Genomic DNA, 25,255 nt, shown 5'->3' on the forward strand with positions numbered 1-25,255 from the left:
CCGCATGAGCCAGATCCGTCTCCTTCTCTGCCGGGACTGCCGGACCACTGAAGTCCTGCCCGAATACAAGGGCGACCCTCGCGGAGACTCGGTCCTCGAATACGCAGCAGCCAAGCATCAGTATCCCAACGGTGAACGGCACTTCGGCCGGCTCTACCCGATCGAAGGCGTAGACGAGGACCGCTGGCATTCCTCACAGGAAGTCCGCGACGAAATCCTGCGGCGCGTATGGCAAGAAGAAGGCGCCACCGGAATGGAGCCCTGGGTCTACCAGGCGGTCAACACCCTCAAGGCGGACGCCATGCAGTGCTGGCGCTCCCGCCACCGCCCGGAAACCTGCTCCGACTTCCACTCCGACAAAAAGCGCCTCGCCCCGCCCACCGCAGCCGACCGCAAGGCCGAGGGCCTGCCCAAGTGGGACAAGCACAACCCCGGCTCCCAGCGCTACCTCTGCGACTACTGCCCCATCCGCAGCGTCAACGAGCAGAAGGTGCGGCACAAGCTGGGGCTGTACCAGTGACACCACCCCGCCGACGCGCGCCCGACCGCGACTGGACCGACCGGTTCTTCACCAAGGTCGACAAGGGCACCGAATACGACGACTGCCACATCTGGCTGGGCGCCAAAGACGAATACGGCTACGGGAAATTCCGCCTCCCCGACGGCCGCACCAAAGGCACCCACATCATCGCGTGGGAACTAGCCAACCAGAAGATCGTCCCGCCGGGCTGGCACGTCGACCACCTGTGCCGAATCAGGAGCTGCTGCAACCCAAACCACCTGGAGCCCGTGCCCGCCGCCCAGAACGTCGAACGCGGCGAATCATTCTCCGCCCGCAACGCCCGCAAAACCCACTGCCCCAAGGGTCACGAATACACCGAAGAAAACATCCGCTGGCACTCCGGCCGACGCGAATGCGTCACCTGCGTACGCGCCCGCGACCGTGCCCGGCGAGCAGCCAAGCGTGCAGAAAAAACAGACGGATATGAAATCGACTAGGAGACCCACTGTGTCCACCGAAACCCCCGACGCACTCAAGGTCCGCACCGCCTTCCTCGTCGTCCAGCACGAGAACGGCGAGTGGGAAGCCATGACCGACATCACCCAGCCGGTCGCCCCCGAACACCCCGTCACCGTCATCGAGATGAAGTTCGGCGCCACCGAAGTCGTCTCCGACATCGAAGCGTCCAAGCAGGCCGCCATCACCGCCCACCAACTCATGGCCATGACCGCCCAGATGCAGCAGGCCGCCCAGCACCAGTCCCTCGCCGACAAGCTCAAGCTCTAGGCCCCGCCATGCTCGCCGCCGTCATGGTCGTCGAAGGCATCCTGCGCATGCCGGCCGGCGAAGGCCACTACGACACCGGCTGGTCCCTCTACCAGGCCCTCGCCAAGAACAGCCGGCTCTACCTGCTCTCCCACACCTGGACCGAAGAGCAGTGCGCCCTGTGGCTGGCCAAACGCCACCTCACCGGCCACCTCGGCTACCTCCACCAGCCCGTCCCCGGGCCCGCCGGCCGCCTCGAAACCCTCAACCGCATCCGGTCCTGGCGCATCGGCCTGGTCATCGAATCCGATCCCACCTGCGCCGCAGTCGCCCTCGGCGACGGCTGGAACACCGCGCTGATCACCCACACCGCCTACACCCAGCCCGAGTGGCGGCCCGACTACACAGGCGCCCCACGCCCCTGGGACGACCTGACCCAAGCGGTCGAACGGCAGACCGAGCTACGCCTGAACGACCCCCGCACCCAGGAGTAACCCCCGTGGTCATCCCCGCCGACAAGGCCCCCCGCCGCTTCAAGCTGATCCGCCGCACCGACGTCACCGGAGTCTCCGGCCAAGGACACGTCGCCGACGGCGTCCAGTGGCCCGACGGCACCTGCGCCATGCGCTGGCGCACCGAAGTCCCCTCCACCGCCGCCTACGCCTCCCTGGCCGACGTCGAGCACATCCACGGCCACGACGGCGCCACCCAGGTCGAATTCACCGACCCGGCATGAGCTTCCACCCAGGGGCCAAAGCCCTGTGTCGACTGCACCTCACCCTCACCGTCGTGTGGGCACTGCTGCTCATACCCACCCTCCTGTGGTGGCGGCAATCCATTCTCTGGGTGGCCACCATGTCGCTCTACGCGAATGTCGCCGCCCACTGGTCCGCGTTCCAGGGAGCCCGCGCAGAACGCGAAGCCGAAAAGGGCAACTGACCGTGACCATGCCCCGCAAGCACTACCGCACATTCGCCGAAATCTTGCGACACGCCTACGAATGCTTCCCCGAATCCCGCGAGGCCCTCGACTACCTCAGCGGAGAAATGGCCGGCGTGTACGCGGAAGACAACCGCGCCTTCCGCCGACAGAAGTTCTACGACGCAGCCCGACCGGAGACGCCCGCATGATCTTCTACTTCGCCGGCGCGGAAATCCCCTCCCACCGCGCACTCCTCGCCGAACAAGAAGTCACCCACGTCGGCATGAGCTACATGGGACTGCGTCGGCGCGTGAAGTTCTCCAAACCGTGGCTCGTAGGCGACCACTACCCCCCAGGGCAATCCGTCTTCCTGGACAGTGGCTGCCACACCCTCAACCGCACCGGAGTCGACGTGCCGACCGAAGAAACCCAGGACATCGCCGACCACTACGACCAGTTCGTGGAACAGAACCTGGACCGCATCCAGGCGTACACCGAATTCGACGCCCTTCCCATGGGCCGCGACTGGATCGAAGCCCGCCGGCAGCACCTGGACCCTGAGCGCGCCATCGTCGTCTGGCACGAGGAATGGGGCATCGACGCCCTCAAGCAGATGGCCGACACCTACCCCTATATCGCCGTCGGCCAGGGCACCTGCGGCGACCGCGACATCATCCCCCTGCTGCGCTCCATCAGCCGGCAGATCAAGCTCCACGGCATGGGCTTCTCCTCCCCGCCCCTCATGCTCTCCGCAGACTGGTACTCCGTCTCCTCCACCACCTGGCTCAGCGCCGCGCAGCACGGCGAGACCTTCGTGTGGACCGGCACCGAGATGAAGCGCTACCCCGCCCGGTACAAGGCCCAGGCCCGCAAGCGCCACCGCACCCTCATCACATCTGCCGGCTTCGACGCCGACCGCATCGACGCCGACGACGCCTCCGAGAACCTCCGCCTCAGCCTGTGGTCCTGGCGCAAGCAGATCGACCACATTTCGCAGCGCCAGGGAAACGGAGTAACTCCCACCCCCGAACAGGCCACCAACCGAAACGGGGAAAACCCACTCGCCACAGTTACGGCGATCCACAAGGAAACCGGTAACGACCGGGCAACTGACCCCCCCACCGAACGGGTGAAGAAGCTCCTGCCCGGCATGGCCACCGAAGAATTCACCCACCGCTACACCGACCCCGACACCGGGGAACGAAAAGAACGTCGCGAACACCGCATCAACGCCGTCGACCCCAACATCAGGACTTGCGACGGATGCTTCCTCGCGAAGAAATGCCCCGAGTACCAGCCCGGGGAAAGCTGTGTCTACGAAATGCCCATCAAGGTGCGCACCAAGGAGCAGTACATCGCGCTGCTCGACTCGATGATCACCATGCAGGCCATGCGCGTCTTCAGTATGCGCATGTCAGAGGAGGTGGAAGGCGGATACGCCGACCCCAACCTCTCCTCCGAAATGGACCGGCTCGCCAAATACGTCAAGCTCAAGGCCGACATCGAAGAGGCCGGCTTCACGTTCTCCATGAAGATGGAAAGCAAGGGCCAGTCCGAAGTCGGACTCATCTCCCGACTCTTCGGCCCCAAGTCCGATGGGCCCCCCGCCCTCTCGCCGGCCGGGGCAGTGTCATCACAGGACGCCCTCTCCCAGATGGGCATCGTGGACGCCGAAGTCGTCGAGGAGCCGGCACCGAAGGAGTAACCCCCTCCAGGCCGGCCCCAACCGGAACCGCGTCCTTACGGAGACTGGATCACCTCGTCCACGGGCTTGAGGCCGGCCAGATCCTGCATCTCCTGGTCCACCTTCTCACCGAGCTGCACCATGCCCTCGATCAGCAGCCCGAACGCCTCACGGTCCACACCGTGCAGCTCCCACAGCGTGCCCGGCATCTCCCCCTCGCACGCCTCCTCCAGCCGCTCCCACGCCTGCGCGAGCTGCTTCTGCACTTCCTCTCGCGGACGCATCACGACCGCACGCGACTGCTCACTCACCCTTGTCCTCCTCCTGGCCGTCCCCGACGGCCGTACCCAGACCATCCCGCAGGATGGCCGCCAACTTGGCCAGCGCCTCCGGCCGGCGCACCGTGATCTTCACCGTCGCCAGGACCCCGGCACGCGGGTGCTCCTCCGCGTACATCTGCACGCCCTGCCCGATCCGCTCCGGCTCCTGCACCCGCTCGTGCAGCACTCCCAGCAGCCGCGTCAACTCCGGGTAGTGCTTGGCGAAGACGGCTGCTTCCGCAGCGTCCTCCGCCGCCATCCGCCGCAGACGCTCCTCTTCGCGCTGCTTCCGCTCCGTAGCCTTCCGTGCGTCCGCCTCGCGCGCCTCGTCCATCACCTGCTTCACACGCTCCGGGGTGAACACGAAGGTGATCTTCGTCATCGCCGGCCCCAACTGGTGGTCCTCAGTCACCCAGAACCGACCACGGTTGACGCTGCCCTGGACGAACCGCTCCGGGGCGCCCTTGGCGAGTTCCTCGGTCGGCCAGGGGAACTGCAACGACCGCCCCAGGTGCTTGACCTCGACCAACACGCCGGCGTCGATCGCGTCCCGCAGGTACTTCCGCGCCGTGGACTCGACCAAGTTCATCGCCTTGGCCATCGCCCGGCTCATCGCCCCCACGCTGTACAGCGACTCCGGCCGGCCCGCGTCCTCCCAGCCCCGCACGAAGGCGGCGATGCGCTCGCGCCGCTCCCTCAATTCCCGCTCGTCCATATCCGTCTTCCTACCATCCAGTTCTGACATCCCGGGGAGTTTCTAGCGCTTCTTCCGGTGCCGCTTCCGCGCCTTCCGGTCCTGCGCCCCCATCACCAGCGTCACGACGGCCATCAAGCCAACCGTCAGGCACACCGACGTCACCACCGCCGACTCATTGCTCTGGAACAGGAATCCCAACACCGACATCACCCGCACTGCTGCCTCCAGACATGCCAAAGGCCCCGCTCCCACACGGAAACGGGGCCACGAAACTGGATTGCTCTACCGGTCCTCGTCCTTCGGGCATCCTTCGTGCGGGTAGAAGCACGCGTGTACTCCGAGACCGGTGATCCCGCCCTCCGCTAGCCGCGCCGCAGCCGCGAACCCCGAGACCAGCTCGGCCAGCACGCCGCTCACCTTCTGCCCCTTCGGGAACTGGAACTGGTCACCCCGGCTCCCGATCACCGACGCCGCGCCCTTGCCCAGCTCCACCAGCTCGGCCTCGCCGGCCTCCGCCAGCTCGTCGATGCGCAGCCCGACGAGCCCCAGCAGGCTGTACCGCACCTGGTCCCAGAACTCGTCGTTGTCCATGCGCTCACTGGGCACGCACGTGACGTAGCCAAACCGCCCGTGCGGCGCTTTTTCCTCGGGCATACGCCCTCCCTCCCCGAATCCGGGCATGAAAAAGGGCCCCGGCTCCAAACGGAGCGGGGCCCTACGAAATCGGCCGGCGGATCAGCTCTGTCGGCGCAGGTACTCCTGACAGAGACTCCTGAAATGCGAAAACCCCGCCGAAGCGGGGCCCTCACGACCGCCGGCCTGCTACTCGACCGGCTCCTTCAGCGCGATCTCTTCCTTCGCCAACCGGTCGAAGATGCCGTTGATGTGCTCCTGTACGTTCTCCGGCGTGGCCTTCTTCCGCATGTTCAGGTTCACGTCCGTTGCCGACTCCCCCCGGACGATGACCTCGCCGTAGTGCGGGTCCGCCGCAAATCGCCGGAGACCGAACCCTTTGCCGCCCTCCCACACGACGGCCACACCAGGCGCTCGCTGGTCGATATAGATGCCCATCACCGCAGATCTACCTCCGCCTGCACCTCTCCGTTGGAAAACACCCCGCCCGTGGCCAGGTGGCTGGCGACGTAGCGCTTCACGTCCTGCGCGATCTCGCGTCGCCCCTCGACTCCGAACGCCGTCGTCCACTCGCTCGGGTCCTTCAAGGTGACCTCCAGCGTCACGACGACCTTCAGCGGCTTCGGCTCTTCCTCACCCATGCCGCACACCCCCTTCCGTAGCCGTCTGCGTCTCCGCAATCCAGTAGTCGGGCGACAGGTTCGTGGGCTCTCCCTCCCACGCGGGCTCCCAGCCCGTGACGGAAATCCCGTAGTCGGCCTTCATCACCCCGGCCGCCCACAGCTCCGCCTCCGGCTCGCCCTCCCAGCCCAGATCCGCGTTGTACGCGAAGATCAGGGTCTCGGAGCCGATGCCGTTGCGCAGGTACCATACGTCCCTCTCGTCGCCCTCCTCACCGCACACGATGAACCAGCGGCATTCGGCCGGCATGTTCTCCTGGAACGGCTTCCGACACGAGGGACACAAGATGCCCGCGCTGTAGTGCGACTGCTCACACTCAGTGCACTCCTTGGCCAGCTCGGCAAAGTACGAGCCGGCCTCGTCGAGCAGCACATGCACCGCCTGCACGCACTGGCCCTCGGCGTACTGGTCACCCCGGCCGACGTAGTGCACCGCCCGCTGCATCACCAGCTCAGCCACCGCGAGCACCTGCTGGGCCTGCGCCCCCAGAGGCTTGCGGTAGGTCTCGCCCTCGGTGTCGTAGACGGCCCTGTTCACCTCGCCCAGCGCCTGCTCCAGGCTCGCACTGTCCAGGGCCTCCGGGTCCGTCACCACGCCCGTGTTGTTCTGCACCCAACTCGTCAGGTGCGCCATGATGCCCCGGCGGTGGCCCTCGATGATGTGCCCGCCCACGCTCGTCACCCCAGTTTCCGCCACGCCCTGATCTCCTTCTTGATCTTTTCCTGGGCGAGGGAAGCCAGGTCGCTACCGAAGTCGAGTTCCCGCCCGTCCTCAAGCTGCTGCTTCTCGGCGCGGTCCCAGACATCCTCCCAGTCGATGCGGCCACTGTCGTACCAGCCCTCGACGATCCCCTGAATGATCTCGATGACCTCCGGGGTGACGTCCTCCGCCGTCCGGACCTCGTAGTCCGGCAACGACTCAGCCACGCTCCGCCCCCTTCCCCTTCGACAGGCTGCTGGCCCGCGCCGGCGCCTTCTTCGGCTCCATCTGCTTCTTCAGCGCGCGGTAGAAGTCCTTCAGTACTTCCTCGGCGTACGCCTGGCCCTGCTCGATGGAGTCCACCCCGAACCCGAATGCACCCACCCGGAAGTGTCCGGGCAAGGTGGTGTGGACTCGGAGACCCCCGTCGCGGTCGCTCCTCTTGATTTGAAAGAGCGCGGGAAAGTCGCTCTCCTTCCCGAAGCCGCCGTTGACGGACGCCCCCACCTCGTACCACTGCAATTTCTGCTGTGTCCCCGCCATATCTACTCCACTCGATCCAGGCGGCTCAGAAGCTCCTCGCCGCCGCCCTCATGATTGTCCCGGAGCACGTTGAGCCCCGGGGCCGAAACGACGCCTTCGCAGACGTCGCAGTCACAGGTGTGCGTCATGCACGGACACTGCGTGTCGTCACACAACGGCCCCGGCCCGTGGAAGTCGTGCGACGGGTCCGGGTCAGGACACCCCCAGCTCTCACACCAGCGGTCCGTGCCCCACGTCGGGTACACGATGTGCTCCCGCCGGAAGCCATGCGGCAACGGCCGGCGCGGACACGAAAACTTCGCCGCCCGCGCGTTCTCCTCGGAAACGAAAGCGGCCCGACAGCCAGTGCATTGCCACCGACCCTCCGGCCTCTTACGAACGGTGTGCCGCATCTTCTCCGCTTCCCACTTAGCGCCCCAGCGTAGGGGCGGCCACTGACAAAGGCCCCCGCCTCCCGAAGGAAGCCGGGGCCCGCACCGCCGGCCGGCGGTCCTACTCGAACCGACTGGGCTTTCCCTCCGCGTAGTCCGCGCAGCCTTGCACCCAGTCGTTCTTGTGGACGCCAACAAGCTCATCCGTGGGAAACGCCCCCCACAGCCTCTCGCAGTACAGCTCGTTCACCCGGCGGTCGTCCTCACTCGCAGTCAGGTACGCATCTGCGAAAGCGCCGTAGCCCCTCTCGTAACTTCGCCGGTCCATGTTCGGCTCCGAGGAACTGTTCGTGACTGCCAAATACGCGACCACCGCCAGCGCGGTCAGGCCGAGGAAGGTTCCAGCAAGGCGCCTTTTTCGCGAGCCCATATTGGTCACCTTTCATAAAAGGAGGTCGCCACTCGTATGGCTCAATTAAGCGTTCCGGGTGGGTAACCGCCGTGAGGACTCGCGCGTGTTCGCCGGACTCCCTCGATCGGCGGCACAGGCCCCCTCCTGCTGCCTCTCGGCGCTCAGGCAGCCACGCGGCCGATAGCTGAGACCGTGGAGGTCGGTTCCCAAGGAGTACGTTTCGGCTGGTCAGAGCCGTTGTACTGAATTCGGAACCTGATGATGCGTGATCTTGGAGTCCCTGACGCGACGATTGTGAACATCGCCCTCCCGCACATACAAGAGGCACTCAGCTTCAGCACCACCGACCTCACCTGGGTCGTCAGTGCCTACACGCTCACCTTCGGCGGCCTGCTCCTGCTCGGCGGCCGAGCCGGTGACATCCTCGGCCGCCGCCGGGTCTTCATGAGCGGCATCCTGCTGTTCACCTTCGCCTCGCTGCTCGGCGGCTTCGCCCAGGAACCCTGGCAACTGCTGGCGGCGCGCGTCCTGCAAGGCGTGGGAGGCGCGATCGCGTCGCCCACGTCCCTGGCACTCATCACCACCACCTTCCCCGAAGGGCCGGAACGCAACCGGGCCTTCGGTGTCTTCGCCGCCGTGTCCGCGGGCGGCGGTGCCATAGGCCTGCTGGCCGGCGGCATGCTCACCGAGTGGCTCGACTGGCGCTGGGTGCTCTTCGTCAACGTGCCGATCGGCGTACTGATCGCCGTGCTCACCCCGCTGTACATCAGCGAGTCCGAGCGGCACTCCGGACGCTTCGACATCGCCGGGGCGGTGACCTCGACCGCGGGTATGGCCTCCCTCGTCTACGGCTTCATCCGCGCCGCCGACGAGGGCTGGCGGGACGGCCTGACCATCGGCTCCTTCGCGGCCTCGGTGGTCCTGCTGCTGTCCTTCGTGTTCATCGAGTCGCGGGCCAAGGAGCCGATCACCCCGCTGCGGATGTTCGCCGACCGCAACCGCTCCGGCACCTACGTGATCATGCTGAGCCTGGCGGCGGCGATGTTCGGCATGTTCTTCTACATCGTCCTGTTCGTTCAGAACGTACTGGGCTACACCCCCATCCAGGCCGGCCTGGCCTTCCTGCCGGTCACGGTGGTGATCGCGCTCGGTGCGGGCCTGTCTCAGCGGTTCCTGCCCGTGTTCGGCCCGAAGCCGTTCATGCTCGTGGGGTCGATGCTCGCCGCGATCGGGCTCGGCTGGCAGGCCTTGATCAGCTCCGACAGCTCCTACGTCAGCGGCGTGCTCGGGCCGATGCTGATCTTCGGGTTCGGCATGGGACTGAACTTCGTGACGCTGACGCTGACCGCGGTCTCCGGGGTCGCCCAGCACGAGGCGGGCGCGGCGTCCGGCCTGCTCAACGCGATGCAGCAGGTGGGCGGGTCGATCGGCCTCGCCATCCTGACGACGGTGTTCGGCACGGCCACCAAGGACGAGGCGGAGAAGCAGGGGGCGGACTTCCTCGCCGACGGCTCGGCGGAACAGAAGGCGGAATTCGCCCAGACGCACCAGCTGCCGGCGCCATGGGGTCACGAAGTACTGGCGCAGGGCATTTCCGCGGCCTTCATTCCGGCTGCCGCGATGGCCGTACTCGCCCTGGCCACGGCATGGCTGGTCATCCGGGTACGCAAGAGCGACCTGGAGGCACTGTCCGGCTCGGCCGGGCCGGGAATGGGCTGACGATACGGCGCGGGCCTGGCGGGGTCCTGCGGCGGGCGCGCGTGACGCCTGCCGCAGGACCCCGCCAGACGTGCTTCCGGCAAGCGTCACAGCCCAGCGGGCGAACAGCACGAACAACAGCAGTGCGACGACAGCCGCCGGCAGAACCTCCATGACCCACCTCCTCGCGACACTCCCGGCAGCGTGCGGGGCCCATGCCTCGCACAGCGGATGTCACGACAACGAACGACCGGTCACGGAGAGTTCCCGCCGCACACGGAGAGTCGACTAGGTCGACACCGTCATCCACCCGGGCAGCGCCTCGACCCGCCCCGCCCACTCGGCCGGCGGCGCTCCCGCCCGGTCGGCGGCGACCACCCCGCCCACGATCGCGCAGGTCGTGTCCACGTCCCCGCCGACCTGTGCGGTCGTCCAGAAAGCACGCTCGTAACTACCGAGGGCGCGCGCCGCGGACCAGAGGGCGAAGGGAACCGTGTCGTGGGCGGTCGTACGCCTGCCGCAGCCCAGTACCGCCGCGACCGTGGTCGCGTCGCCGTAGTCGAGCATGTCCCGGGCACGTCGCAGTCCGGCGCCGACCGCGCTCTTGGGTACGAGGGCGACGACACCGTCGAGGAGGGCGTGCGGGGTGGGCGGGCCGGCCGGGTCCGCGGCCAGGGCCGCGGCCGCGGCGACCGCCATGGCGCCGACCACCGCCTCACGGTGCTGATGCGTGGGGTAGGCGGAGATCTCCGCCTGGTGGGTCGCCTGCTCGGGGTCGTCCGCGTACCAGGCGCCGAGCGGCGCGATGCGCATCGCCGCCCCGTTGCCCCAGGACCCCTGGCCGTTGAACAGCGCGGCGGCGAGCTCGCGCCAGTCACCGCCTTCCCGGACCAGTCGCAGCAGCCGGTTGACCGCGGGGCCGTAGCCGCGGTCGAAGTCGTGGTGCCGGGCGAAGGAGAGCGCCAGCGCGTCCTGGTCGACGCGATGGTGGGTGGCCAGGACGGAGACCACGGAACAGGCCATTTCCGTGTCGTCCGTCCACTGCCAGGTACCGGGAGGCAGCTCGCGGCGCTTCAGGAGCGGGTAGTTGGCGGGCACGAAGAACTGGGAGCCCAGCGCGTCACCGACCGACAGTCCGCGCAGGCTGGACAGGGCCCGGTCCAGGCGCCCGTCAGGAGATGAATGAGCGGTCATCGCCCTGCCACTCTATCCGGTGATCCCGTACGGTTCCGGATCTCGCCAGCGTTCGAAGGGGCGGTCAAGGGTGTACCTGCCGTCCTCACCGAGAACGAGCATCCGCATCTCGCCGTTCCCCGGGTTCGACAGCGACTCGAATTCCGCGACCGTCCAGTGGAACCACCGCATGCAGAACAGCCGCATCGCCAGGCCGTGGGTCACCAGGAGGACGTTCGGCGGGTGGTCGGGGTCCTCGAAGCTGCGGAACAGGCTCTCCAGGAAGCCGCCGACCCGGTCGTACACGTCGGCACCGGACTCGCCCTGGGCGAAGCGGTAGAAGAAGTGGCCGTAGGCGTCCCGGTAGGCCTTCTGGAGGCGCACGTCGTCGCGGTCCTGCCAGTTGCCCCAGTCCTGCTCACGCAGCCGGGGCTCCTCGCGTATCCGTATGAGCCCCGGGTCGAGGCGGAAGGCGCGCAGCGTCTCGTGGGTCCGGCGGTACGGGGAGACGTACACGCTGACCCGCTCGCTGCCGAACACCTCGCGCAGCCCCTCGCCCGTCTCCTCCGCCTCCGCCCGGCCCCGTTCGGTGAGTGCCAGCGCGTGGTCGGGTTCGCGCTCGTACACGGAGTCATCGACATTGCCCGTCGACTCGCCGTGCCGGACAAGAACGATGCGCCGTGGTCGTGCCATGACAGAACCCTAGATCGGGACGGCTGGTTACCAGCACCCGAAGGGGCCCCATACGGCGTACGTCACACAGTTTCCCCACCGGGGTCGTCACACGTCGACATCAGGAAGCCGGTCCGGACGTCAGACGGTCCAGGAGGGCTCCAGTTGCACGATGTCGCCCGTCAGCGCCGCGATGTCGGCCTCCGTCTGGGCGCGCAGGGCGAGCCGCTCCACCCGTTCGGTGCGGTATTTGCCGTGCTCGGCCGCCGACCGCCACATCGACAGCACCAGGTACTCGTTCCCCGGCGCCTCGCCGAACAACCCGCGGACCATGCCGGGCGAGCCGGCCATCGCGGGGTTCCAGACCTTCTCCTGCATGAGGACGTAGTGCTCGGCCCGTTCCTCGTGGACGCGGCAGAGGGCCACCCGCAGCAGGTCGGCGTCCGTGAAGCGCGGTTCGAACCCGGTCTTCACGTCGAACCGGTAGTCGAAGAGCCTGACCTGGGCGTCCTTGAAGGTGCCCGCCTGGGCTGAGGCCAGCCGGTCGTGGGAGCGGGCCATGAAGGAGTCGTAGAAGGCACGGCTCTCCCAGAAGGCGAAGACGTGCGCCACGTCCGGCCGCGCCCGGCTCCAGCCACCCCCCTGTCCCCGAAAACCCGGCTCCCCCGGAAGCCCCGCCCACTTCCGCTGCCCCCGCTCGAAACCGCGGCGGTCCACCACGGTGCAGCGAATCCACTTGACCAGCACCGCGCCATGGTAGGCCAGGGAACGTGGCACCGGTCACTCTCCGGAGGACCGGTTGTCCGCACTCTCCTCGCTGTGCGTGGCAGGATGGACAACCGGCCGTCACCGCTCGGCAGTTGAGGTGGTCGGGCAAGGGGCGGGGACCTGGGAAGGGGAAGTCTGTGAACGGCCTCAGCAAGGGCATTCGCAAGGTGGAGATCGCGCTGCGGTGGGACCCGAGTCCGGCGGGGCAGCCACCCGCCGACCTGGACGTCGTGGCCGGAACCTATCCGGTGGATGACCCGTACGGCGATCCCTCCTACGTGGTGCACTTCGACAGCCGCTCCCCCGACGGCACCATCTACCTGAACCGGGACAGCCGGGACGGCAAGGGCTTCGGCTTCGACGAGGTCATGACGCTGGAGCTGGAGCGGCTCGCCGCCCGGTACGCGCGCGTGGTGGTGGGCGTCGCGATCCAGCAGCGTACCGAGGACCGGACCTTCGCGGACGTGGGCAGCCCGGGCCTGCGCATCCGTGAGGGTTACACCGAACTCGCCGCGGACGACTTCAGCGGTGTCCTGGGCGCGACGGCGGCGACGGTCGCGGAGTTCGTCCGCGACGAGACGGGGGCATGGGAGTTCCGGGCCGGCGTGCACGGATTCGAGGGCGATCCGGCCACGTTCGCCGCCACGATGGGCGCGACCCGCCGACCCTGACGGCAACGGCGTACGAGCAGCCGGCGCATAGCTGAACCAGCGCACGGGTAAGGGGCGTCCGCCATGGCGGACGCCCCTTACTCACGGCCTACGGGACGTGGTTCCTACGCGATGCGGACCTGCGGGTCAGCTGCAACCGCTGGTCGAGCCGCAGCCCTCGCAGATGTAGCAGGAACCGGCGCGCTGCATCTTCGTGCCGCAGGAGAAGCACAGCGGGGCGTCGGCCTGGATGCCCAGCTGCATCTCCACCAGTTCGGCGCTGGTGTGGGCCTGCTGCGGGGCGGGCTTGGCCGCCTCGACCTCGGCCTTCGGCGTGACGACGGCCTTCAGCTCCTGGGCGCGCGGCGCGGACTGGGCCAGACCCTCGACGTCGAGCTCGTCGTCGGACGGCTCGTACGAGCCCGTCTCCAGGTGACGCTGACGCTCCTCGGCGGAGTGGATGCCGAGCGCGGAGCGCGTCTCGAAGGGCAGGAAGTCCAGCGCCAGGCGGCGGAAGATGTAGTCGACGATCGACTGCGCCATCCGCACGTCCGGGTCGTCTGTCATACCGGCCGGCTCGAAACGCATGTTGGTGAACTTCGAGACGTACGTCTCCAGCGGCACGCCGTACTGGAGGCCGACGGAGACCGCGATGGAGAAGGCGTCCATCATGCCCGCGAGGGTCGAGCCCTGCTTGGACATCTTCAGGAAGACCTCACCGAGACCGTCGTCCGGGTAGGAGTTGGCGGTCATGTAGCCCTCGGCACCGCCGACCGTGAAGGAGGTGGTGATGCCGGGACGTCCCTTCGGGAGGCGCTTGCGGACCGGGCGGTACTCGACGACCTTCTCGACCGTCTCGCGGATGGCCGCTTCGGTCTTCTCCGTGACCTCGGTCTTCTCCTTCTCCTTGGTCTTGGCGGAGAGGGGCTGGCCGACCTTGCAGTTGTCGCGGTAGATGGCGAGTGCCTTGACGCCCATCTTCCAGGCCTCGAAGTAGACCTCCTCGACGTCCTCGACGGTCGCCGACTCCGGCAGGTTGACCGTCTTGGAGAGGGCGCCGGAGATCCACGGCTGGATCGCGGCCATCATGCGGACGTGGCCCATCGCGGAGATGGAACGCTCGCCCATGGCGCAGTCGAAGACCTCGTAGTGCTCGTGCTTGAGGCCGGGGGCGTCGATCACGTTGCCGTGCTCGGCGATGTGGGCGACGATCGCCTCGATCTGCTCCTCCTGGTAACCCAGGCGGCGCAGGGCCTGCGGGACGGTGCCGTTGACGATCTGCATCGAGCCGCCGCCGACCAGCTTCTTGAACTTGACCAGGGCGAGGTCGGGCTCGAGGCCGGTGGTGTCGCAGGACATCGCCAGACCGATGGTGCCGGTCGGGGCGATGACGGACGCCTGGGCGTTGCGGAAGCCGTTCTTCTCGCCGAGGCGCAGAACGTCCTGCCAGGCCTCGGTGGCGGCAGCCCAGATCGGCGTGTCCAGGTCGTCCATGCGGACGGCCTTGGCGTTCTCGTCGGAGTGCTGCTTCATGACCCGCAGGTGCGGCTGCGCGTTGCGGGCGTAGCCGTCGTACGGACCGACGATCGCGGCGAGCTCGGCGGAGCGCTTGTACGACGTACCGGTCATCAGGGAGGTGATGGAGCCGGCCAGGGCACGGCCGCCGTCGGAGTCGTACGCGTGGCCGGTCGCCATGAGCAGGGCGCCGAGGTTGGCGTAGCCGATGCCGAGCTGGCGGTATGCGCGGGTGTTCTCGCCGATCTTCTGGGTCGGGAAGTCCGCGAAGCAGATGGAGATGTCCATCGCGGTGATGACGAGTTCGACGACCTTCGCGAAACGCTCGGCGTCGAAGGACTGGCGGCCCTTGCCGTCGTCCTTCAGGAACTTCATCAGGTTCAGCGAGGCGAGGTTGCAGGACGTGTTGTCCAGGTGCATGTACTCGCTGCACGGGTTCGAGCCGTTGATGCGGCCGGACTCCGGGCAGGTGTGCCAGTGGTTGATGGTGTCGTCGTACTGGATGCCCGGGTCGGCGCAGGCCCAGGCCGCCTCGGCCATCTTGCGGAAGAGCGACTTGGCCTCGACCTCCTCGATGACCTCACCGGTCATGCGGGACGTCAGGGCGAACTTGCCGCCCTCCTGGACGGCCTTCATGAACGTGTCGTTCACGCGGACCGAGTTGTTGGCGTTCTGGTACTGGACGGACGTGATGTCGTCGCCGCCCAGGTCCATGTCGAAGCCCGCGTCGCGCAGGGCGCGGATCTTCTCCTCTTCCTTGACCTTGGTCTCGATGAAGTCCTCGATGTCGGGGTGGTCGACGTCGAGGATGACCATCTTGGCGGCCCGGCGGGTGGCGCCACCGGACTTGATCGTGCCGGCGGAGGCGTCGGCGCCGCGCATGAAGGAGACCGGGCCGGAGGCGTTGCCGCCGGAGGAGAGCAGTTCCTTGGAGGAACGGATCCGGGAGAGGTTCAGGCCGGCGCCCGAGCCGCCCTTGAAGATCATGCCCTCTTCCTTGTACCAGTCGAGGATCGACTCCATGGAGTCGTCGACGGACAGGATGAAGCAGGCGGACACCTGCTGCGGCTGGGGCGTGCCGACGTTGAACCAGACCGGGCTGTTGAAGCTGAAGATCTGGTGCAGGAGGGCGTAGGCCAGCTCGTGCTCGAAGATCTCCGCGTCGGCGGGCGAGGCGAAGTACCTGTGGTCCTCGCCGGCCTTCCGGTACGTCTTCACGATGCGGTCGATGAGCTGCTTCAGGCTCACCTCGCGCTGCGGGGTGCCGACGGCACCCCGGAAGTACTTGCTGGTGACGATGTTGACCGCGTTCACCGACCAGAACTCGGGGAACTCGACGCCACGCTGCTCGAAGTTGACCGAGCCGTCGCGCCAATTGGTCATGACGACGTCACGACGCTCCCAGGCCACCTCGTCGTAGGGGTGGACTCCGGGAGTGGTGTGGACGCGCTCGACGCGGAGTCCCTTGCCCGCCTTGGTGCCCTTGGCGCGGGAACTCCGTGCCGGACCGCTCGCCGTCTCTGTCATGCCGCCTCCCTGTACGGGCGAAAACGCCCTGAAGTGCCACGATTGTTCCCGTGACACGGTGTTCTGTCTTGTGTTGCGGGCATCTCTGACTCCGCCCGCAACAGGTCTTTGTCACTCGCCGCCGTCCGGCCGGGCCCGGGCGCCTGAGTCCGGGTCCGGCCCGCCGGTCAGTCGGCGGCGCCTGCGGGTTCGGGGACCTGTGCCGTCCCCGTGGACCCGCGGTCGTTCTCCTGGCTCCCCGCGCCGGCGTCATCGCCGTCTTCGCCGGGGTGCCCCGTCGCCTCCCTGAGCTCCGCGATCGCGGCCTCGAAGTCCTCGAGCGAGTCGAACGCCCGATAGACGGAGGCGAATCGCAGATAGGCGACGAGATCGAGTTCCTGCAACGGGCCGAGTATGGCCAGCCCCACGTCGTGGGTGGTCAGCTCGGCACTGCCGGTGGCCCGCACCGCCTCCTCGACCCGCTGGCCGAGTTGCGCGAGCGCGTCCTCGGTGACGGGCCGGCCCTGGCAGGCCTTGCGCACACCGTTGATGATCTTGGTTCGGCTGAACGGCTCGGTGACCCCGGACCGCTTCACCACCATGAGCGAACAGGTCTCCACGGTCGTGAAACGACGGGAGCAGTCAGGGCACTGGCGGCGCCTGCGGATCGACGTGCCGTCGTCGGTCGTACGACTGTCGACGACGCGGCTGTCGGGGTGCCTGCAGAAGGGGCAGTGCATGATCTCCGAACCCTCCTCACAGCAGACTCAATAGCCTCGCGAGGCCCTTCAGGCCCCTCGAAGCAGCCCCCAGCATAGGCGATCCCGGCGGGCCCGAAGACCCGGGGGACCACAACTTGTGGGCCGCTGATGCAATCCAACCACTAGATGTGGGGATTGGCTCACACATACACGCCCTGCACCCGTGTCGCTCCCGTACGTACAGGCGCCGTACGGGAACGGCAACACGGCGGACGCGCGGCCGTATCGCCCGGGGGCATGCGGAGATACCGTGGGCGCCGCGAGGAGGGGACGTGGGACTACCGCACAGATGGGGGACCCACGCCGTCGAACGGGATGCCGGATGGCAGACTGGGGCGACCTCCCCGAGGTTGTCACCACGGCGGTGAAGAGTACAGCAATGGGCCCTTTTGTCCGCCGGGCACCGCGAGAGCCATACACCCAGACTCACGATCCGGGTGGGCGATTCGCGTTTTTTCACTCGAACGTGTGTTTGGCGCAACCTTTCGAAAGCTACTACCGTTGTGCAGCAGGGAGACCATCGAGAGGGGCCGACGTGACCACCACCGCCGACAGTGCCGCCATCACTGCCCAGGACCGCCCCCAGGGCCGACCTGAGCCGGTGCACGCGATGAGCGACGCCACGAATCCCGAGGGGCACAAGCGCTCCCTGCCGGGCCGACCTCCCGGCATCCGGGCGGACAGCTCGGGACTCACCGACCGACAGCGCCGGGTGATCGAAGTCATCCGCGACTCGGTGCAGCGGCGCGGATACCCGCCGTCGATGCGGGAGATCGGTCAGGCCGTCGGCCTCTCCAGCACCTCCTCCGTCGCGCACCAGCTGATGGCGCTGGAGCGCAAGGGCTTCCTGCGCCGCGACCCGCACCGCCCGCGCGCCTACGAGGTGCGCGGCTCCGACCAGGCCGCCTCCGTGCAGCCCACGGACACCGCCGGCAAGCCGGCCGCGTCGTACGTCCCGCTCGTCGGGCGCATCGCCGCCGGTGGCCCGATCCTCGCCGAGGAGTCCGTCGAGGACGTCTTCCCTCTGCCCCGGCAGCTGGTCGGCGACGGCGAGCTGTTCGTCCTGAAGGTCGTCGGCGACTCGATGATCGAGGCCGCCATCTGCGACGGCGACTGGGTCACGGTCCGCCGCCAGCCGGTCGCCGAGAACGGCGACATCGTGGCCGCCATGCTCGACGGCGAGGCCACCGTGAAGCGCTTCAAGCGCGAGGACGGCCACGTCTGGCTCCTCCCGCACAACTCGGCGTACGAGCCGATCCCCGGTGACGACGCGACCATCCTCGGCAAGGTGGTGGCCGTACTGCGCCGCGTCTGAGCGCCATGGCGGGCGGGTGCTTCGCGACAGCGACTCGCCGACCGACCGGGCCCCGGAACCTCTGCGCCGGTTCCGGGGCCCCGCGCTGTGCTGAGCACCGGCCCCACGGGACCGACGTGCGGCTCCGCGCTCAGTCGCTTTCGGTCGCCGTCTCCTTCGCCGTCGCTGTTTCTGTCTCCGTCTGCCGTGCCGTCGCGTCGATCGCGGCGAGTGACCTGCGGACCTGGTTGCGGTCCGTGGTGAACCAGAAGTCGGGCATCGACGCCTTGAGATAGCTCCCGTACCGGGCCGTCGCCAGTCGCTGGTCCAGTACGGCGACCACGCCTCGGTCACCCGAAGCCCGTACGAGACGGCCCGCGCCCTGGGCCATCAGCAGCGCGGCGTGCGTGGCGGCGACCGACATGAAGCCGTTGCCGCCGGCCTCCTCCACCGCCTTCTGGCGGGCGCTCATCAAGGGGTCGTCCGGGCGAGGGAACGGGATCTTGTCCATGACGACCAGCTGACAGCTCGGCCCGGGGACATCGACGCCCTGCCAGAGCGACAGCGTGCCGAAGAGGCAGGTCTTCGGGTCGGCCGCGAAGTTCTTGATCAGCTCACCGAGGGTCTCCTCGCCCTGGAGCAGGATCGGGTACTCCGGAATGCGGGAGCGCAGTTCCTCGGCGGCCAGCTGGGCCGCCCGCATCGAGGAGAACAGCCCCAGCGTACGGCCGCCTGCCGCCTGGATGAGTTCCGTCAGCTCGTCGAGCATGTCGCCGCGGTCTCCGTCGCGAGCGGGGCGGGCCAGGTGCTTGGCGACGTACAGGATGCCCTGCCTGCGGTAGTCGAAGGGCGATCCGACGTCGAAGCCCTTCCACTGGGGGATGTCGTCGCCCTCGGTGCCCTCCGGGGCGAGGCCGAGGGAGGCTCCGACACCGTTGAAGTCGCCGCCCAGCTTCAGGGTCGCGGAGGTCAGGACGACCGAACGGTCGCTGAAGAGCTTCTCGCGCAGCAGGCCCGCGACGGACATGGGGGCGACCCGCAGCGAGGCGCCACTGTGCCGATATGCGGCTGGGCCGCGGGGCTCGTGCCGCTCGTACCAGACGACGTCCCACTCGGAGCCGTTACTGATCCGCTCCGCCACGTCGTGCACCGACTCCACCGAGGCCAGCGCCTGCTTGCGGACGGCGTCCTCGTCCTGCACGGACTTGTCGCGGGTCGCGCCGATCGCGGAGATGACCGTACGGCAGGCGTCGCGCAGCGCCATCAGCGCGTAGCCCAGGTCCTCCGGGACCTCCTCGAGGCGGCCCGGCAGCGCCAGTTCCATGAGCCGCTCGAAGCCCTCGGCCGCCGTCTGGAGCTGGTCGGCGGCCTTCTCGTTGACCAGCTTCGCGGCCCGCCGCACCGCGCGGTTGACCTGGCCGGGGGTGAGTTCGCCGGTGGCGACGCCGGTGACACGGGAGACCAGCTCGTGGGCCTCGTCGACGATCAGCACCTCGTGCTGCGGCAGGACCGGTGCGCCCTCGATGGCGTCGATCGCGAGGAGGGCGTGGTTGGTGACGACGACCTCGGAGAGCTTGGCGCGCTCACGGGCCATCTCGGCGAAGCACTCGGCGCCGTAGGCGCACTTCGAGGCGCCGAGGCACTCCCGGGAGGACACCGACACCTGCGACCAGGCACGGTCGGAGACACCGGGAGTGAGGTCGTCGCGGTCGCCCGTCTCCGTCTCGTCCGCCCAGTCGCGCATCCGCAGCAGGTCCTGGCCCAGCTTGCTGCTGGGTGCGGCGGCCTCGAACTGGTCGAAGAGGCCTTCCTCCTCGTCCTGCGGGACACCCTCGTGGAGCCGGTGCAGGCACAGGTAGTTCGACCTGCCCTTGAGCATCGCGAACTCAGGGCGGCGACGCAGCTGGGGATGGAGTGCGTCGACCGTACGGGGCAGGTCCCGCTCGACCAGCTGGCGCTGGAGAGCCAGGGTCGCGGTGGCCACCACGACCCGCTCCCCATGGGCCAGGGCAGGCACCAGATAGCCCAGGGACTTGCCGGTGCCGGTGCCGGCCTGGACCAGCAGATGGGAGCCGCCGTCGATGGCTTCCTCGACGGCTTCGGCCATGGCCACCTGGCCGGGACGCTCCGTGCCGCCGACGGCGGTGACGGCGGCGTGCAGGAGTTCGGGGAGTGAGGGCTTCGTCATAGCGCGACCACCCTACGGCCCGGCACTGACAAACGGGCGAGCAAGGCGGGAGCGAGGGGCAGGAGGGGCGGGAGGGACGCGGCTGGCTGCGGGAACGGCGGGGGCAAGGGTGCTCCTGGGCGTGCGGCGGGCGGGGCCGGCCGGCGAGTGGGGGTGGCACTGATCAGGCCGCGGGCCGGGCCACACGACGTTACGGCAGCCAGCACGGCGTCCGGTCACGGATCATGAGGGCGGCCCGCTTGGTGGACAGGTCGACCTCGGCGGAGAACCGGAACCCGGCGCCGAGGAACGCGGCGACGGAGGCCGTGTTGCGGACGTCGGGTTCGGCGAGCACGCGCGTGCAGGCGGGCCGCCTGGCGAGGACGAGGTCGGTGACGGTGCTGATCAGCGTGGTTCCGACGCCCTGCCCGCGGTCGGCGACATCGCCGATCAGGAGGTGCAGGCCCGTGTCGTGCGGCCGGACGGGACAGTACCGGGCCAGCGGGTCGAGGTCGGCCCGGTAGATCTCCCAGTAGCTCATCGGCACACCGTCCAGCACGCCCACGCACGGGACGCTTCGTCCGTCGCCGGCCAGCTGTGCCCGTACGTGCTCCTCGGTCACGCTCTGCGGTCCGGTCATCTCCCAGAACGCGGCGACGGCGGGGTCGTTCATCCAGCGGCTGATGAGCGGTACGTCCTGCTCGACGCGGACCGGTACCAGGTGGAAGACCCCGACGGTGGTGACGACCGGCCCCCATTCGGCGACACGGTCGAGCAGATCGTCGCTGGTCCGCGTCGTCCCCGTTCCCGCGAGGTCGTGCCCCTCCTTGCGGAAGAGGGCGACGAACTCCTCGGGAAGGTGCAGGTCCAGGGTGTCGTCGGCGCTCGCGTCGGTGGAAGCCACGGTGTCGCTCTTTCGGGAGAAGGAGAGGGGGACGGGAGAGAGACGGAGACAGGGGGAGGTCGGAGACGGGGGAGGCGGAGGGAGTCGGAGGGAGGGACGGCAGCGTGCTCAGGGGCGCAGCGGGTTGGTGATGGTGACGTAGACGGACTGGGTGTCCACCGGGCCGACGAGTTCGTCGAGGCCGTGCAGCCGGGTCAGCAGGTTGGCCTTGCAGCGCAGGACGGGTGAGTCCAGAAGGTGTGCCGGCAGCGGACTGCGCGGTGGCTCGGGCCTGGAGGCGCGATCCCGGAGGAAGTTCCGGAAGGCCGCGAGCAGCAGTGGCTCGTCGGCGAGGTGCTGGGAACCGAAGGCTCCGATGAGGCCGAACACGTTGTTGATCGCCAGGTAGTAGGCGAAGCGCTCGTCGGTGACATCGTCGGCGACGAACGTGTCGCTGTGCTCACCGATCCCGGGCAGCCGGGCGTCGAGTTCCGCGCGCCGGGACTCGCGGAAGTAGTAGCCCTGGTTGTCGCGGTACCGGCCGCCGACGGGCCAGCCGTCGGTGTCCAGCAGGAGGAGGGTGTTCTGCTGGTGCGCCTCCAGGGCGATCCCGGCGTGGGCGTCCAGCCACAGCACGGGAGCTACGACGTGGCGGAGATAGCGCAGGAACCACTCGACGGCGACGGCTTGGCGGGGACGGCCGGTCCGTCCGGCGAGTCGTGTGAGGATCTCGGCCAGCCGGGAGCGCGGGGCGTGGGCGGAGTGCCGGTCGGAACCGTCCGCCGGCCCGTGCGGCCACGGCTCGACGAGAGACGCGACGCAGGTGACGTCGTCCGAGGGCCGGAACGGGTTGTGCCGGATGACGACGTCGAGCCCGCGCACGGGCCTGCCGTCCGGTCCGTCGACGGCGAGCCAGGCCGGGTCGCGGACGATGTCGAAGCCCGGGTGGGCGGTCTGCCACTGACGGGACAGGCCGCTGCGCAGCACGCGGTGGACCTCGACCCCTCGGTGGAGCTCCTTGCGGAGGTTCTCCCGGCGGGAGTTGGTGATGTGCAGGGCCAGCGAGAGCTTGAGCATGGCCGGGGCGCCGGTGCGGTGGACGGTCCGCAGGGAGGAGGTGGGATGCCAGGGGGCGCCCCGGGGGCCGAGGTCCCTGAGCAGTCCGGCGTCCAGCAGGGCCGCGGTCTGTGGCCGGTGCCGTACCGCGCGGAACTGCCAGGGGTGCAGGGGAAGGAGTACGTAGCCGTCGGGCGGCGCGGCCCCGTCTCCGGCGAGGCGCGCGGTGAGCCGGGGCGCGGCGACCCGGCGGCCGCGTTCGGTCCAGGCCGAGTCGGTGGCGAGGACGGACGGGGCGACGGCCACCCAGTGCAGCGGGAAGGAGCCGCGCAGTTCGGGTGAGTACCGCCGTGCCTCCGCCTCCGTGAGCCCCTGCCGGCTCTTTGGTGTGGGGTGCAGCGGGTGTCCGAGGAGGAGTGCCTGCTCCGCGGCCAGGAAGAGGTCGGAGCCGTCCGAGAGACCGGCGGTGCCCGAGGGACCGGGGCCGACGGCAGGGTGGTCACGGCGGTCCCGGTGATCCTGCGGGTCTTGGCGGTCCTGGTGGTCCTGGCGGTCCCGGTGGTCCTGGAGGAATACGGCGGTGCGGCGGACGGAGTCGGCGACGCGGGCCACGAGGTCGGTCCCGTCGGGCCCCTGGTCGCCCGACGTCTCCCGTACGAGCAGCGCGGCGACCGTGATCGCGTCCACGGGCGGCGCCGAGTCCGGTGCGCCGGCCAGGCGCGGGAGGCCGAAGCGGTGTCGGCCGGTCGGCGACCAGTAGTGGACGGGAACGGCCAGGCCCGTACCGCCGACCGGGAGCGGTACCCGGAGGACGCCGTCGTCGGGGGCGGGCGCGTCGGTCTCTCGCGCCCAGCAGCGGAGCAGGTTCTCCACGGCGGCGGTCTGAGCAGCCGTACGGGGCTCGGGGTGGCCCACTCCGTCCGCGGTGGCCGGCAGCGTGCCTACGGGTGGGGGGATGACAGCGGTCGCCGGTGCGCGCGGGGGCACGGCTTCGGTGAGAGCGGCGGGCACCGATTCGGGTGCGGGGTCGATGTGCAACGCGGTTCCTCGTGACGTGCTGTGGTCTGGGCGCGGGATTCAAGGCGCGGCGCACGCTCCGCGAGGCGGGGCGTGGTCGCCACGGCTCCGGTCCACCGTCTCCACCGCGTCGGCGAGTCGGTCCAGGACCGCCGTCGTCTGTTCCTCGGTGACGATCAGCGGCGGCAGCAGGCGTACGACGTTCGCGGACGGGCCGGTGACGTCCACGATCAGCCCGCGACGCAGACATTCCCGTTGGACTGCGGCGGCGAGTTCGGCGGCGGTCCCGGGGCGGACGCCGTTGGCGGGAGCGTCGCGCGTACGGTCCGGTGCCGTCAGTTCGACGCCGATCATCAGGCCCCGCCCTCGCACGTCACCGACGCACCCGAACGCATCCGCGAGACCGCGTAGTCGGGCCAGTATCCGGCTGCCCAGTGCGGCGGCGTGCTCGGCGAGGCGGTGTTCGCGGACGTGGGCGAGGGTGGCCGCCCCCGCGGCCAGGGCCAGTTGGTTGCCCCGGAAGGTGCCGGTGCCGGGCTCCCCCGTGTGCAGGTCGTCGCGGTGGACCACCGCGGCCAGCGGCAGACTGCCGCCGATCGCCTTGGAGAGGACCAGCACGTCGGGGACGACGCCGCTGTGTTCGACCGCCCAGAAGGTGCCGGTCCGCCCGACGCCCGTCTCGGTCTCGTCGACGATCAACGGGACGGACCGTTCGGCCGTGATCCGGCGCATGTGCCGCGTCCAGACGTCGGGCACGGGAAGCACCCCGCTCTCGCTGCGAACCGGTTCCAGGATCACCCCCGCGGGCAGTTCCTTCCCCGGCCGGCGGTCGTCGAGGACGGACTCGGCCCAGGGGACATCGAGTTCGACCCCTCGCTCACCCGCGACGCCGAACGGGCAGTGCCGTTCCTGCGGGTACGGCAGGCTCGCGAGCGGCGCGTCGCGGGTGTCACCGGGCCCCGCGCACGCCTCGGCGGTCGTCCCGTGGTGAGCGTCGGTGAAGGCGATGACCCGGGTCCGCCCGGTGGCGGCGCGGACCAGCCGGCCTGCGGTGGCGACGGGATCCGTACCGGCCGGTCCGCAGAACCGCACGCGCGCGTGGTGGGCGAGTCCAGGAGGCAGAGTGCGCAGCAGCTCGGTGACGAAGGCGTCCTCGACGGGGGTGGTGAGGTCCATGACCTGCAAGGGGGCGCCCGAGTCCAGGACTTCGCGGATCGCCTCCAGCACGACCGGGTGGTTGTGTCCCAGGGCCAGCGTTCCCGCGCCCGAGACACAGTCGAGGTAGCGGCGGCCGTCGGCGCCCTCGATGGTGAGCCCCCGGGCGCGGACGGGTACGACGGGAAGGGCGCGCGCGTAGGTGCGTGCCGAGGGTTCCCGCGCCGTCTGTCGCTTCGGGGCGCTCTCCTGCTCGCTCTTGGGTGCGCCCTTTTGTGTGCTCTTCTGCGCGGTGCGCGCCCGCGCGTGCGCCTCGCTCGCAAGGCCCTTGCAGCCGGTCGACCCGGAGTTCCCGCCCCCGGACGCGGACCCACCGGACACAGACCCGCCCATCACAGACCCGCCCCACCCAGGCCCCCCGGACGCAGCCCCCCCGTACGCGGATTCCGCCACGGCTCCCTGACCTCCCGCTGTCCAGACGCGACCCCGACGTGCCGGGTCGCCTTCGGCGCGGGGGACCGCACCCGGGCAGCAGGCCCCCCACCGCTACCAACCGCGGACCGTTCACCGGGTTACGGGTAGCGTGAAGATCCGTTCCGTGGCTGAAGGTTCGTCGTCCGCTCCGGAACCGCGGTGTGGCTTCGGGCGCGTCAGGCACGGCCCGGATGTCGCGTGCCAGGTCAGGCGGCTGTATCCGAACCGTTGCCGTTCC

Annotated in this window: 29 protein-coding genes and 1 pseudogene; 11 read left to right on the forward strand and 19 right to left on the reverse strand. The window is 69.1% G+C overall.

Annotated features, from left to right (window positions below):
* Window positions 1–4 precede the first annotated feature (4 nt).
* Genes ACH4NX_RS21545 through ACH4NX_RS21580 form a run of 8 tightly spaced genes read left to right on the forward strand, consistent with a single transcriptional unit; the run spans window position 5 to window position 3,893 of the window.
* Window positions 5–520: a hypothetical protein gene (locus ACH4NX_RS21545; protein WP_398128295.1), complete on the forward strand. Its 516-nt coding sequence runs from the start codon at window positions 5–7 to the stop codon at window positions 518–520.
* Window positions 517–999, forward strand: coding sequence for an HNH endonuclease signature motif containing protein (locus ACH4NX_RS21550; protein WP_398128296.1), 483 nt, complete (start codon window positions 517–519; stop codon window positions 997–999). Before ACH4NX_RS21545 ends, ACH4NX_RS21550 begins: the two co-directional genes overlap by 4 nt.
* A gap of 10 nt (window positions 1,000–1,009) precedes the next feature.
* Window positions 1,010–1,288, forward strand: a complete 279-nt coding sequence (locus ACH4NX_RS21555; protein ID WP_398128297.1) for a hypothetical protein — start codon at window positions 1,010–1,012, stop codon at window positions 1,286–1,288.
* Window positions 1,289–1,296: 8 nt separating this feature from the next.
* Window positions 1,297–1,761: a hypothetical protein gene (locus ACH4NX_RS21560; protein ID WP_398128298.1), complete on the forward strand. Its 465-nt coding sequence runs from the start codon at window positions 1,297–1,299 to the stop codon at window positions 1,759–1,761.
* 5 nt (window positions 1,762–1,766) lie between these two features.
* The gene (locus tag ACH4NX_RS21565; protein WP_398128299.1) at window positions 1,767–2,003 is read left to right on the forward strand and encodes a hypothetical protein; all 237 of its coding nucleotides are present in this window, start codon (window positions 1,767–1,769) and stop codon (window positions 2,001–2,003) included.
* Complete coding sequence (locus ACH4NX_RS21570) at window positions 2,000–2,206, forward strand: hypothetical protein (protein WP_398128300.1); 207 nt, start codon at window positions 2,000–2,002, stop codon at window positions 2,204–2,206. Before ACH4NX_RS21565 ends, ACH4NX_RS21570 begins: the two co-directional genes overlap by 4 nt.
* A 2-nt stretch (window positions 2,207–2,208) precedes the next feature.
* Entirely contained in the window at window positions 2,209–2,397 is a 189-nt protein-coding gene (locus tag ACH4NX_RS21575; protein ID WP_398128301.1) for a hypothetical protein, read from the forward strand.
* A complete protein-coding gene (locus tag ACH4NX_RS21580; protein WP_398128302.1) occupies window positions 2,394–3,893 on the forward strand; it encodes a hypothetical protein in 1,500 nt (499 codons plus the stop codon). The genes ACH4NX_RS21575 and ACH4NX_RS21580 overlap by 4 nt, the downstream gene beginning before the upstream one ends.
* Before the next feature lie 35 nt (window positions 3,894–3,928).
* Here the strand turns inward: ACH4NX_RS21580 and ACH4NX_RS21585 are convergent, their stop codons facing one another.
* The 10 genes from ACH4NX_RS21585 to ACH4NX_RS21630 form a co-directional block, all read right to left on the reverse strand.
* Window positions 3,929–4,183 (reverse strand): hypothetical protein, encoded by a 255-nt coding sequence (locus ACH4NX_RS21585; protein ID WP_398128303.1) that lies wholly within the window; start codon window positions 4,181–4,183, stop codon window positions 3,929–3,931.
* Window positions 4,176–4,907 (reverse strand): hypothetical protein, encoded by a 732-nt coding sequence (locus ACH4NX_RS21590; protein ID WP_398128304.1) that lies wholly within the window; start codon window positions 4,905–4,907, stop codon window positions 4,176–4,178. Before ACH4NX_RS21590 ends, ACH4NX_RS21585 begins: the two co-directional genes overlap by 8 nt.
* A gap of 42 nt (window positions 4,908–4,949) precedes the next feature.
* Window positions 4,950–5,105, reverse strand: coding sequence for a hypothetical protein (locus tag ACH4NX_RS21595; RefSeq protein WP_398128305.1), 156 nt, complete (start codon window positions 5,103–5,105; stop codon window positions 4,950–4,952).
* Window positions 5,106–5,171: 66 nt separating this feature from the next.
* Window positions 5,172–5,543 carry a hypothetical protein gene (locus ACH4NX_RS21600; protein WP_398128306.1) on the reverse strand — a complete coding sequence of 124 codons (372 nt, stop codon included), beginning with the start codon at window positions 5,541–5,543 and terminating at the stop codon, window positions 5,172–5,174.
* 168 nt (window positions 5,544–5,711) lie between these two features.
* On the reverse strand, window positions 5,712–5,960 hold the full coding sequence (locus ACH4NX_RS21605) for a hypothetical protein (protein ID WP_398128307.1): 249 nt from the start codon (window positions 5,958–5,960) through the stop codon (window positions 5,712–5,714).
* A complete protein-coding gene (locus tag ACH4NX_RS21610) occupies window positions 5,960–6,163 on the reverse strand; it encodes a hypothetical protein (protein ID WP_398128308.1) in 204 nt (67 codons plus the stop codon). The genes ACH4NX_RS21605 and ACH4NX_RS21610 overlap by 1 nt, the downstream gene beginning before the upstream one ends.
* The gene (locus ACH4NX_RS21615; protein WP_398128309.1) at window positions 6,156–6,899 is read right to left on the reverse strand and encodes a hypothetical protein; all 744 of its coding nucleotides are present in this window, start codon (window positions 6,897–6,899) and stop codon (window positions 6,156–6,158) included. The genes ACH4NX_RS21610 and ACH4NX_RS21615 overlap by 8 nt, the downstream gene beginning before the upstream one ends.
* On the reverse strand, window positions 6,881–7,129 hold the full coding sequence (locus tag ACH4NX_RS21620; RefSeq protein ID WP_398128310.1) for a hypothetical protein: 249 nt from the start codon (window positions 7,127–7,129) through the stop codon (window positions 6,881–6,883). Before ACH4NX_RS21620 ends, ACH4NX_RS21615 begins: the two co-directional genes overlap by 19 nt.
* Window positions 7,122–7,445: a hypothetical protein gene (locus ACH4NX_RS21625; protein ID WP_398128311.1), complete on the reverse strand. Its 324-nt coding sequence runs from the start codon at window positions 7,443–7,445 to the stop codon at window positions 7,122–7,124. Before ACH4NX_RS21625 ends, ACH4NX_RS21620 begins: the two co-directional genes overlap by 8 nt.
* Before the next feature lie 492 nt (window positions 7,446–7,937).
* Complete coding sequence (locus ACH4NX_RS21630) at window positions 7,938–8,246, reverse strand: hypothetical protein (protein ID WP_398128312.1); 309 nt, start codon at window positions 8,244–8,246, stop codon at window positions 7,938–7,940.
* A gap of 258 nt (window positions 8,247–8,504) precedes the next feature.
* Between ACH4NX_RS21630 and ACH4NX_RS21635 the strand changes: the two are divergent.
* Window positions 8,505–9,947 (forward strand): annotated as a pseudogene (locus ACH4NX_RS21635) (MFS transporter); the annotation flags it as partial.
* A gap of 267 nt (window positions 9,948–10,214) precedes the next feature.
* On the opposite strand, the gene ACH4NX_RS21640 reads toward ACH4NX_RS21635, so the two are convergent.
* The 3 genes from ACH4NX_RS21640 to ACH4NX_RS21650 all read right to left on the reverse strand — a co-directional run bounded on the left by ACH4NX_RS21640 (window position 10,215) and on the right by ACH4NX_RS21650 (window position 12,518).
* Window positions 10,215–11,120, reverse strand: coding sequence for an ADP-ribosylglycohydrolase family protein (locus ACH4NX_RS21640; RefSeq protein ID WP_398128313.1), 906 nt, complete (start codon window positions 11,118–11,120; stop codon window positions 10,215–10,217).
* Between the two features lie 12 nt (window positions 11,121–11,132).
* Entirely contained in the window at window positions 11,133–11,792 is a 660-nt protein-coding gene (locus ACH4NX_RS21645) for a histidine phosphatase family protein (RefSeq protein WP_351392672.1), read from the reverse strand.
* 120 nt (window positions 11,793–11,912) lie between these two features.
* Window positions 11,913–12,518, reverse strand: coding sequence for a YdbC family protein (locus tag ACH4NX_RS21650; protein ID WP_351392669.1), 606 nt, complete (start codon window positions 12,516–12,518; stop codon window positions 11,913–11,915).
* 158 nt (window positions 12,519–12,676) lie between these two features.
* Between ACH4NX_RS21650 and ACH4NX_RS21655 the strand changes: the two genes are divergently transcribed.
* Complete coding sequence (locus tag ACH4NX_RS21655) at window positions 12,677–13,210, forward strand: TerD family protein (RefSeq protein ID WP_398128314.1); 534 nt, start codon at window positions 12,677–12,679, stop codon at window positions 13,208–13,210.
* A gap of 126 nt (window positions 13,211–13,336) precedes the next feature.
* Here ACH4NX_RS21655 and ACH4NX_RS21660 read toward each other — a convergent pair whose 3' ends face one another.
* Together ACH4NX_RS21660 and nrdR are read right to left on the reverse strand one after the other, a co-directional pair.
* A complete protein-coding gene (locus tag ACH4NX_RS21660; protein ID WP_351392663.1) occupies window positions 13,337–16,231 on the reverse strand; it encodes a vitamin B12-dependent ribonucleotide reductase in 2,895 nt (964 codons plus the stop codon).
* 167 nt (window positions 16,232–16,398) lie between these two features.
* On the reverse strand, window positions 16,399–16,950 hold the full coding sequence (gene nrdR / locus ACH4NX_RS21665; RefSeq protein ID WP_351392660.1) for a transcriptional regulator NrdR: 552 nt from the start codon (window positions 16,948–16,950) through the stop codon (window positions 16,399–16,401).
* Between the two features lie 556 nt (window positions 16,951–17,506).
* Here nrdR and lexA point away from each other — a divergent pair.
* A complete protein-coding gene (gene lexA, locus ACH4NX_RS21670; RefSeq protein WP_351392657.1) occupies window positions 17,507–18,286 on the forward strand; it encodes a transcriptional repressor LexA in 780 nt (259 codons plus the stop codon).
* A gap of 130 nt (window positions 18,287–18,416) precedes the next feature.
* Here the strand turns inward: lexA and ACH4NX_RS21675 are convergent, their stop codons facing one another.
* The 4 genes from ACH4NX_RS21675 to ACH4NX_RS21690 form a co-directional block, all read right to left on the reverse strand.
* Complete coding sequence (locus ACH4NX_RS21675) at window positions 18,417–20,453, reverse strand: ATP-dependent DNA helicase (protein ID WP_351392654.1); 2,037 nt, start codon at window positions 20,451–20,453, stop codon at window positions 18,417–18,419.
* 190 nt (window positions 20,454–20,643) lie between these two features.
* Window positions 20,644–21,336 (reverse strand): GNAT family N-acetyltransferase, encoded by a 693-nt coding sequence (locus tag ACH4NX_RS21680; RefSeq protein WP_398128315.1) that lies wholly within the window; start codon window positions 21,334–21,336, stop codon window positions 20,644–20,646.
* 108 nt (window positions 21,337–21,444) lie between these two features.
* On the reverse strand, window positions 21,445–23,409 hold the full coding sequence (locus ACH4NX_RS21685; protein WP_398128316.1) for an IucA/IucC family protein: 1,965 nt from the start codon (window positions 23,407–23,409) through the stop codon (window positions 21,445–21,447).
* Between the two features lie 39 nt (window positions 23,410–23,448).
* Entirely contained in the window at window positions 23,449–24,936 is a 1,488-nt protein-coding gene (locus ACH4NX_RS21690; RefSeq protein WP_398128317.1) for an aminotransferase class III-fold pyridoxal phosphate-dependent enzyme, read from the reverse strand.
* Window positions 24,937–25,255: the final 319 nt, after the last annotated feature.

This window comes from Streptomyces sp. NPDC017225 (assembly GCF_044331465.1).
Taxonomy (GTDB): Bacteria; Actinomycetota; Actinomycetes; order Streptomycetales; family Streptomycetaceae; genus Streptomyces.

Bases quoted from the DNA above. Each gene is read 5' to 3' on its own strand.
- ACH4NX_RS21545 (WP_398128295.1), top strand. From the start codon at position 5: ATGAGCCAGATCCGTCTCCTTCTCTGCCGGGACTGCCGGACCACTGAA.
- ACH4NX_RS21560 (WP_398128298.1), top strand. From the start codon at position 1,297: ATGCTCGCCGCCGTCATGGTCGTCGAAGGCATCCTGCGCATGCCGGCC.
- ACH4NX_RS21570 (WP_398128300.1), top strand. From the start codon at position 2,000: ATGAGCTTCCACCCAGGGGCCAAAGCCCTGTGTCGACTGCACCTCACC.
- ACH4NX_RS21580 (WP_398128302.1), top strand. From the start codon at position 2,394: ATGATCTTCTACTTCGCCGGCGCGGAAATCCCCTCCCACCGCGCACTC.
- ACH4NX_RS21590 (WP_398128304.1), bottom strand. From the start codon at position 4,907: ATGGACGAGCGGGAATTGAGGGAGCGGCGCGAGCGCATCGCCGCCTTC.
- ACH4NX_RS21600 (WP_398128306.1), bottom strand. From the start codon at position 5,543: ATGCCCGAGGAAAAAGCGCCGCACGGGCGGTTTGGCTACGTCACGTGC.
- ACH4NX_RS21605 (WP_398128307.1), bottom strand. From the start codon at position 5,960: ATGGGCATCTATATCGACCAGCGAGCGCCTGGTGTGGCCGTCGTGTGG.
- ACH4NX_RS21610 (WP_398128308.1), bottom strand. From the start codon at position 6,163: ATGGGTGAGGAAGAGCCGAAGCCGCTGAAGGTCGTCGTGACGCTGGAG.
- ACH4NX_RS21625 (WP_398128311.1), bottom strand. From the start codon at position 7,445: ATGGCGGGGACACAGCAGAAATTGCAGTGGTACGAGGTGGGGGCGTCC.
- ACH4NX_RS21630 (WP_398128312.1), bottom strand. From the start codon at position 8,246: ATGGGCTCGCGAAAAAGGCGCCTTGCTGGAACCTTCCTCGGCCTGACC.
- ACH4NX_RS21640 (WP_398128313.1), bottom strand. From the start codon at position 11,120: ATGACCGCTCATTCATCTCCTGACGGGCGCCTGGACCGGGCCCTGTCC.
- ACH4NX_RS21645 (WP_351392672.1), bottom strand. From the start codon at position 11,792: ATGGCACGACCACGGCGCATCGTTCTTGTCCGGCACGGCGAGTCGACG.
- ACH4NX_RS21660 (WP_351392663.1), bottom strand. From the start codon at position 16,231: ATGACAGAGACGGCGAGCGGTCCGGCACGGAGTTCCCGCGCCAAGGGC.
- nrdR (WP_351392660.1), bottom strand. From the start codon at position 16,950: ATGCACTGCCCCTTCTGCAGGCACCCCGACAGCCGCGTCGTCGACAGT.
- ACH4NX_RS21675 (WP_351392654.1), bottom strand. From the start codon at position 20,453: ATGACGAAGCCCTCACTCCCCGAACTCCTGCACGCCGCCGTCACCGCC.
- ACH4NX_RS21690 (WP_398128317.1), bottom strand. From the start codon at position 24,936: ATGGGCGGGTCTGTGTCCGGTGGGTCCGCGTCCGGGGGCGGGAACTCC.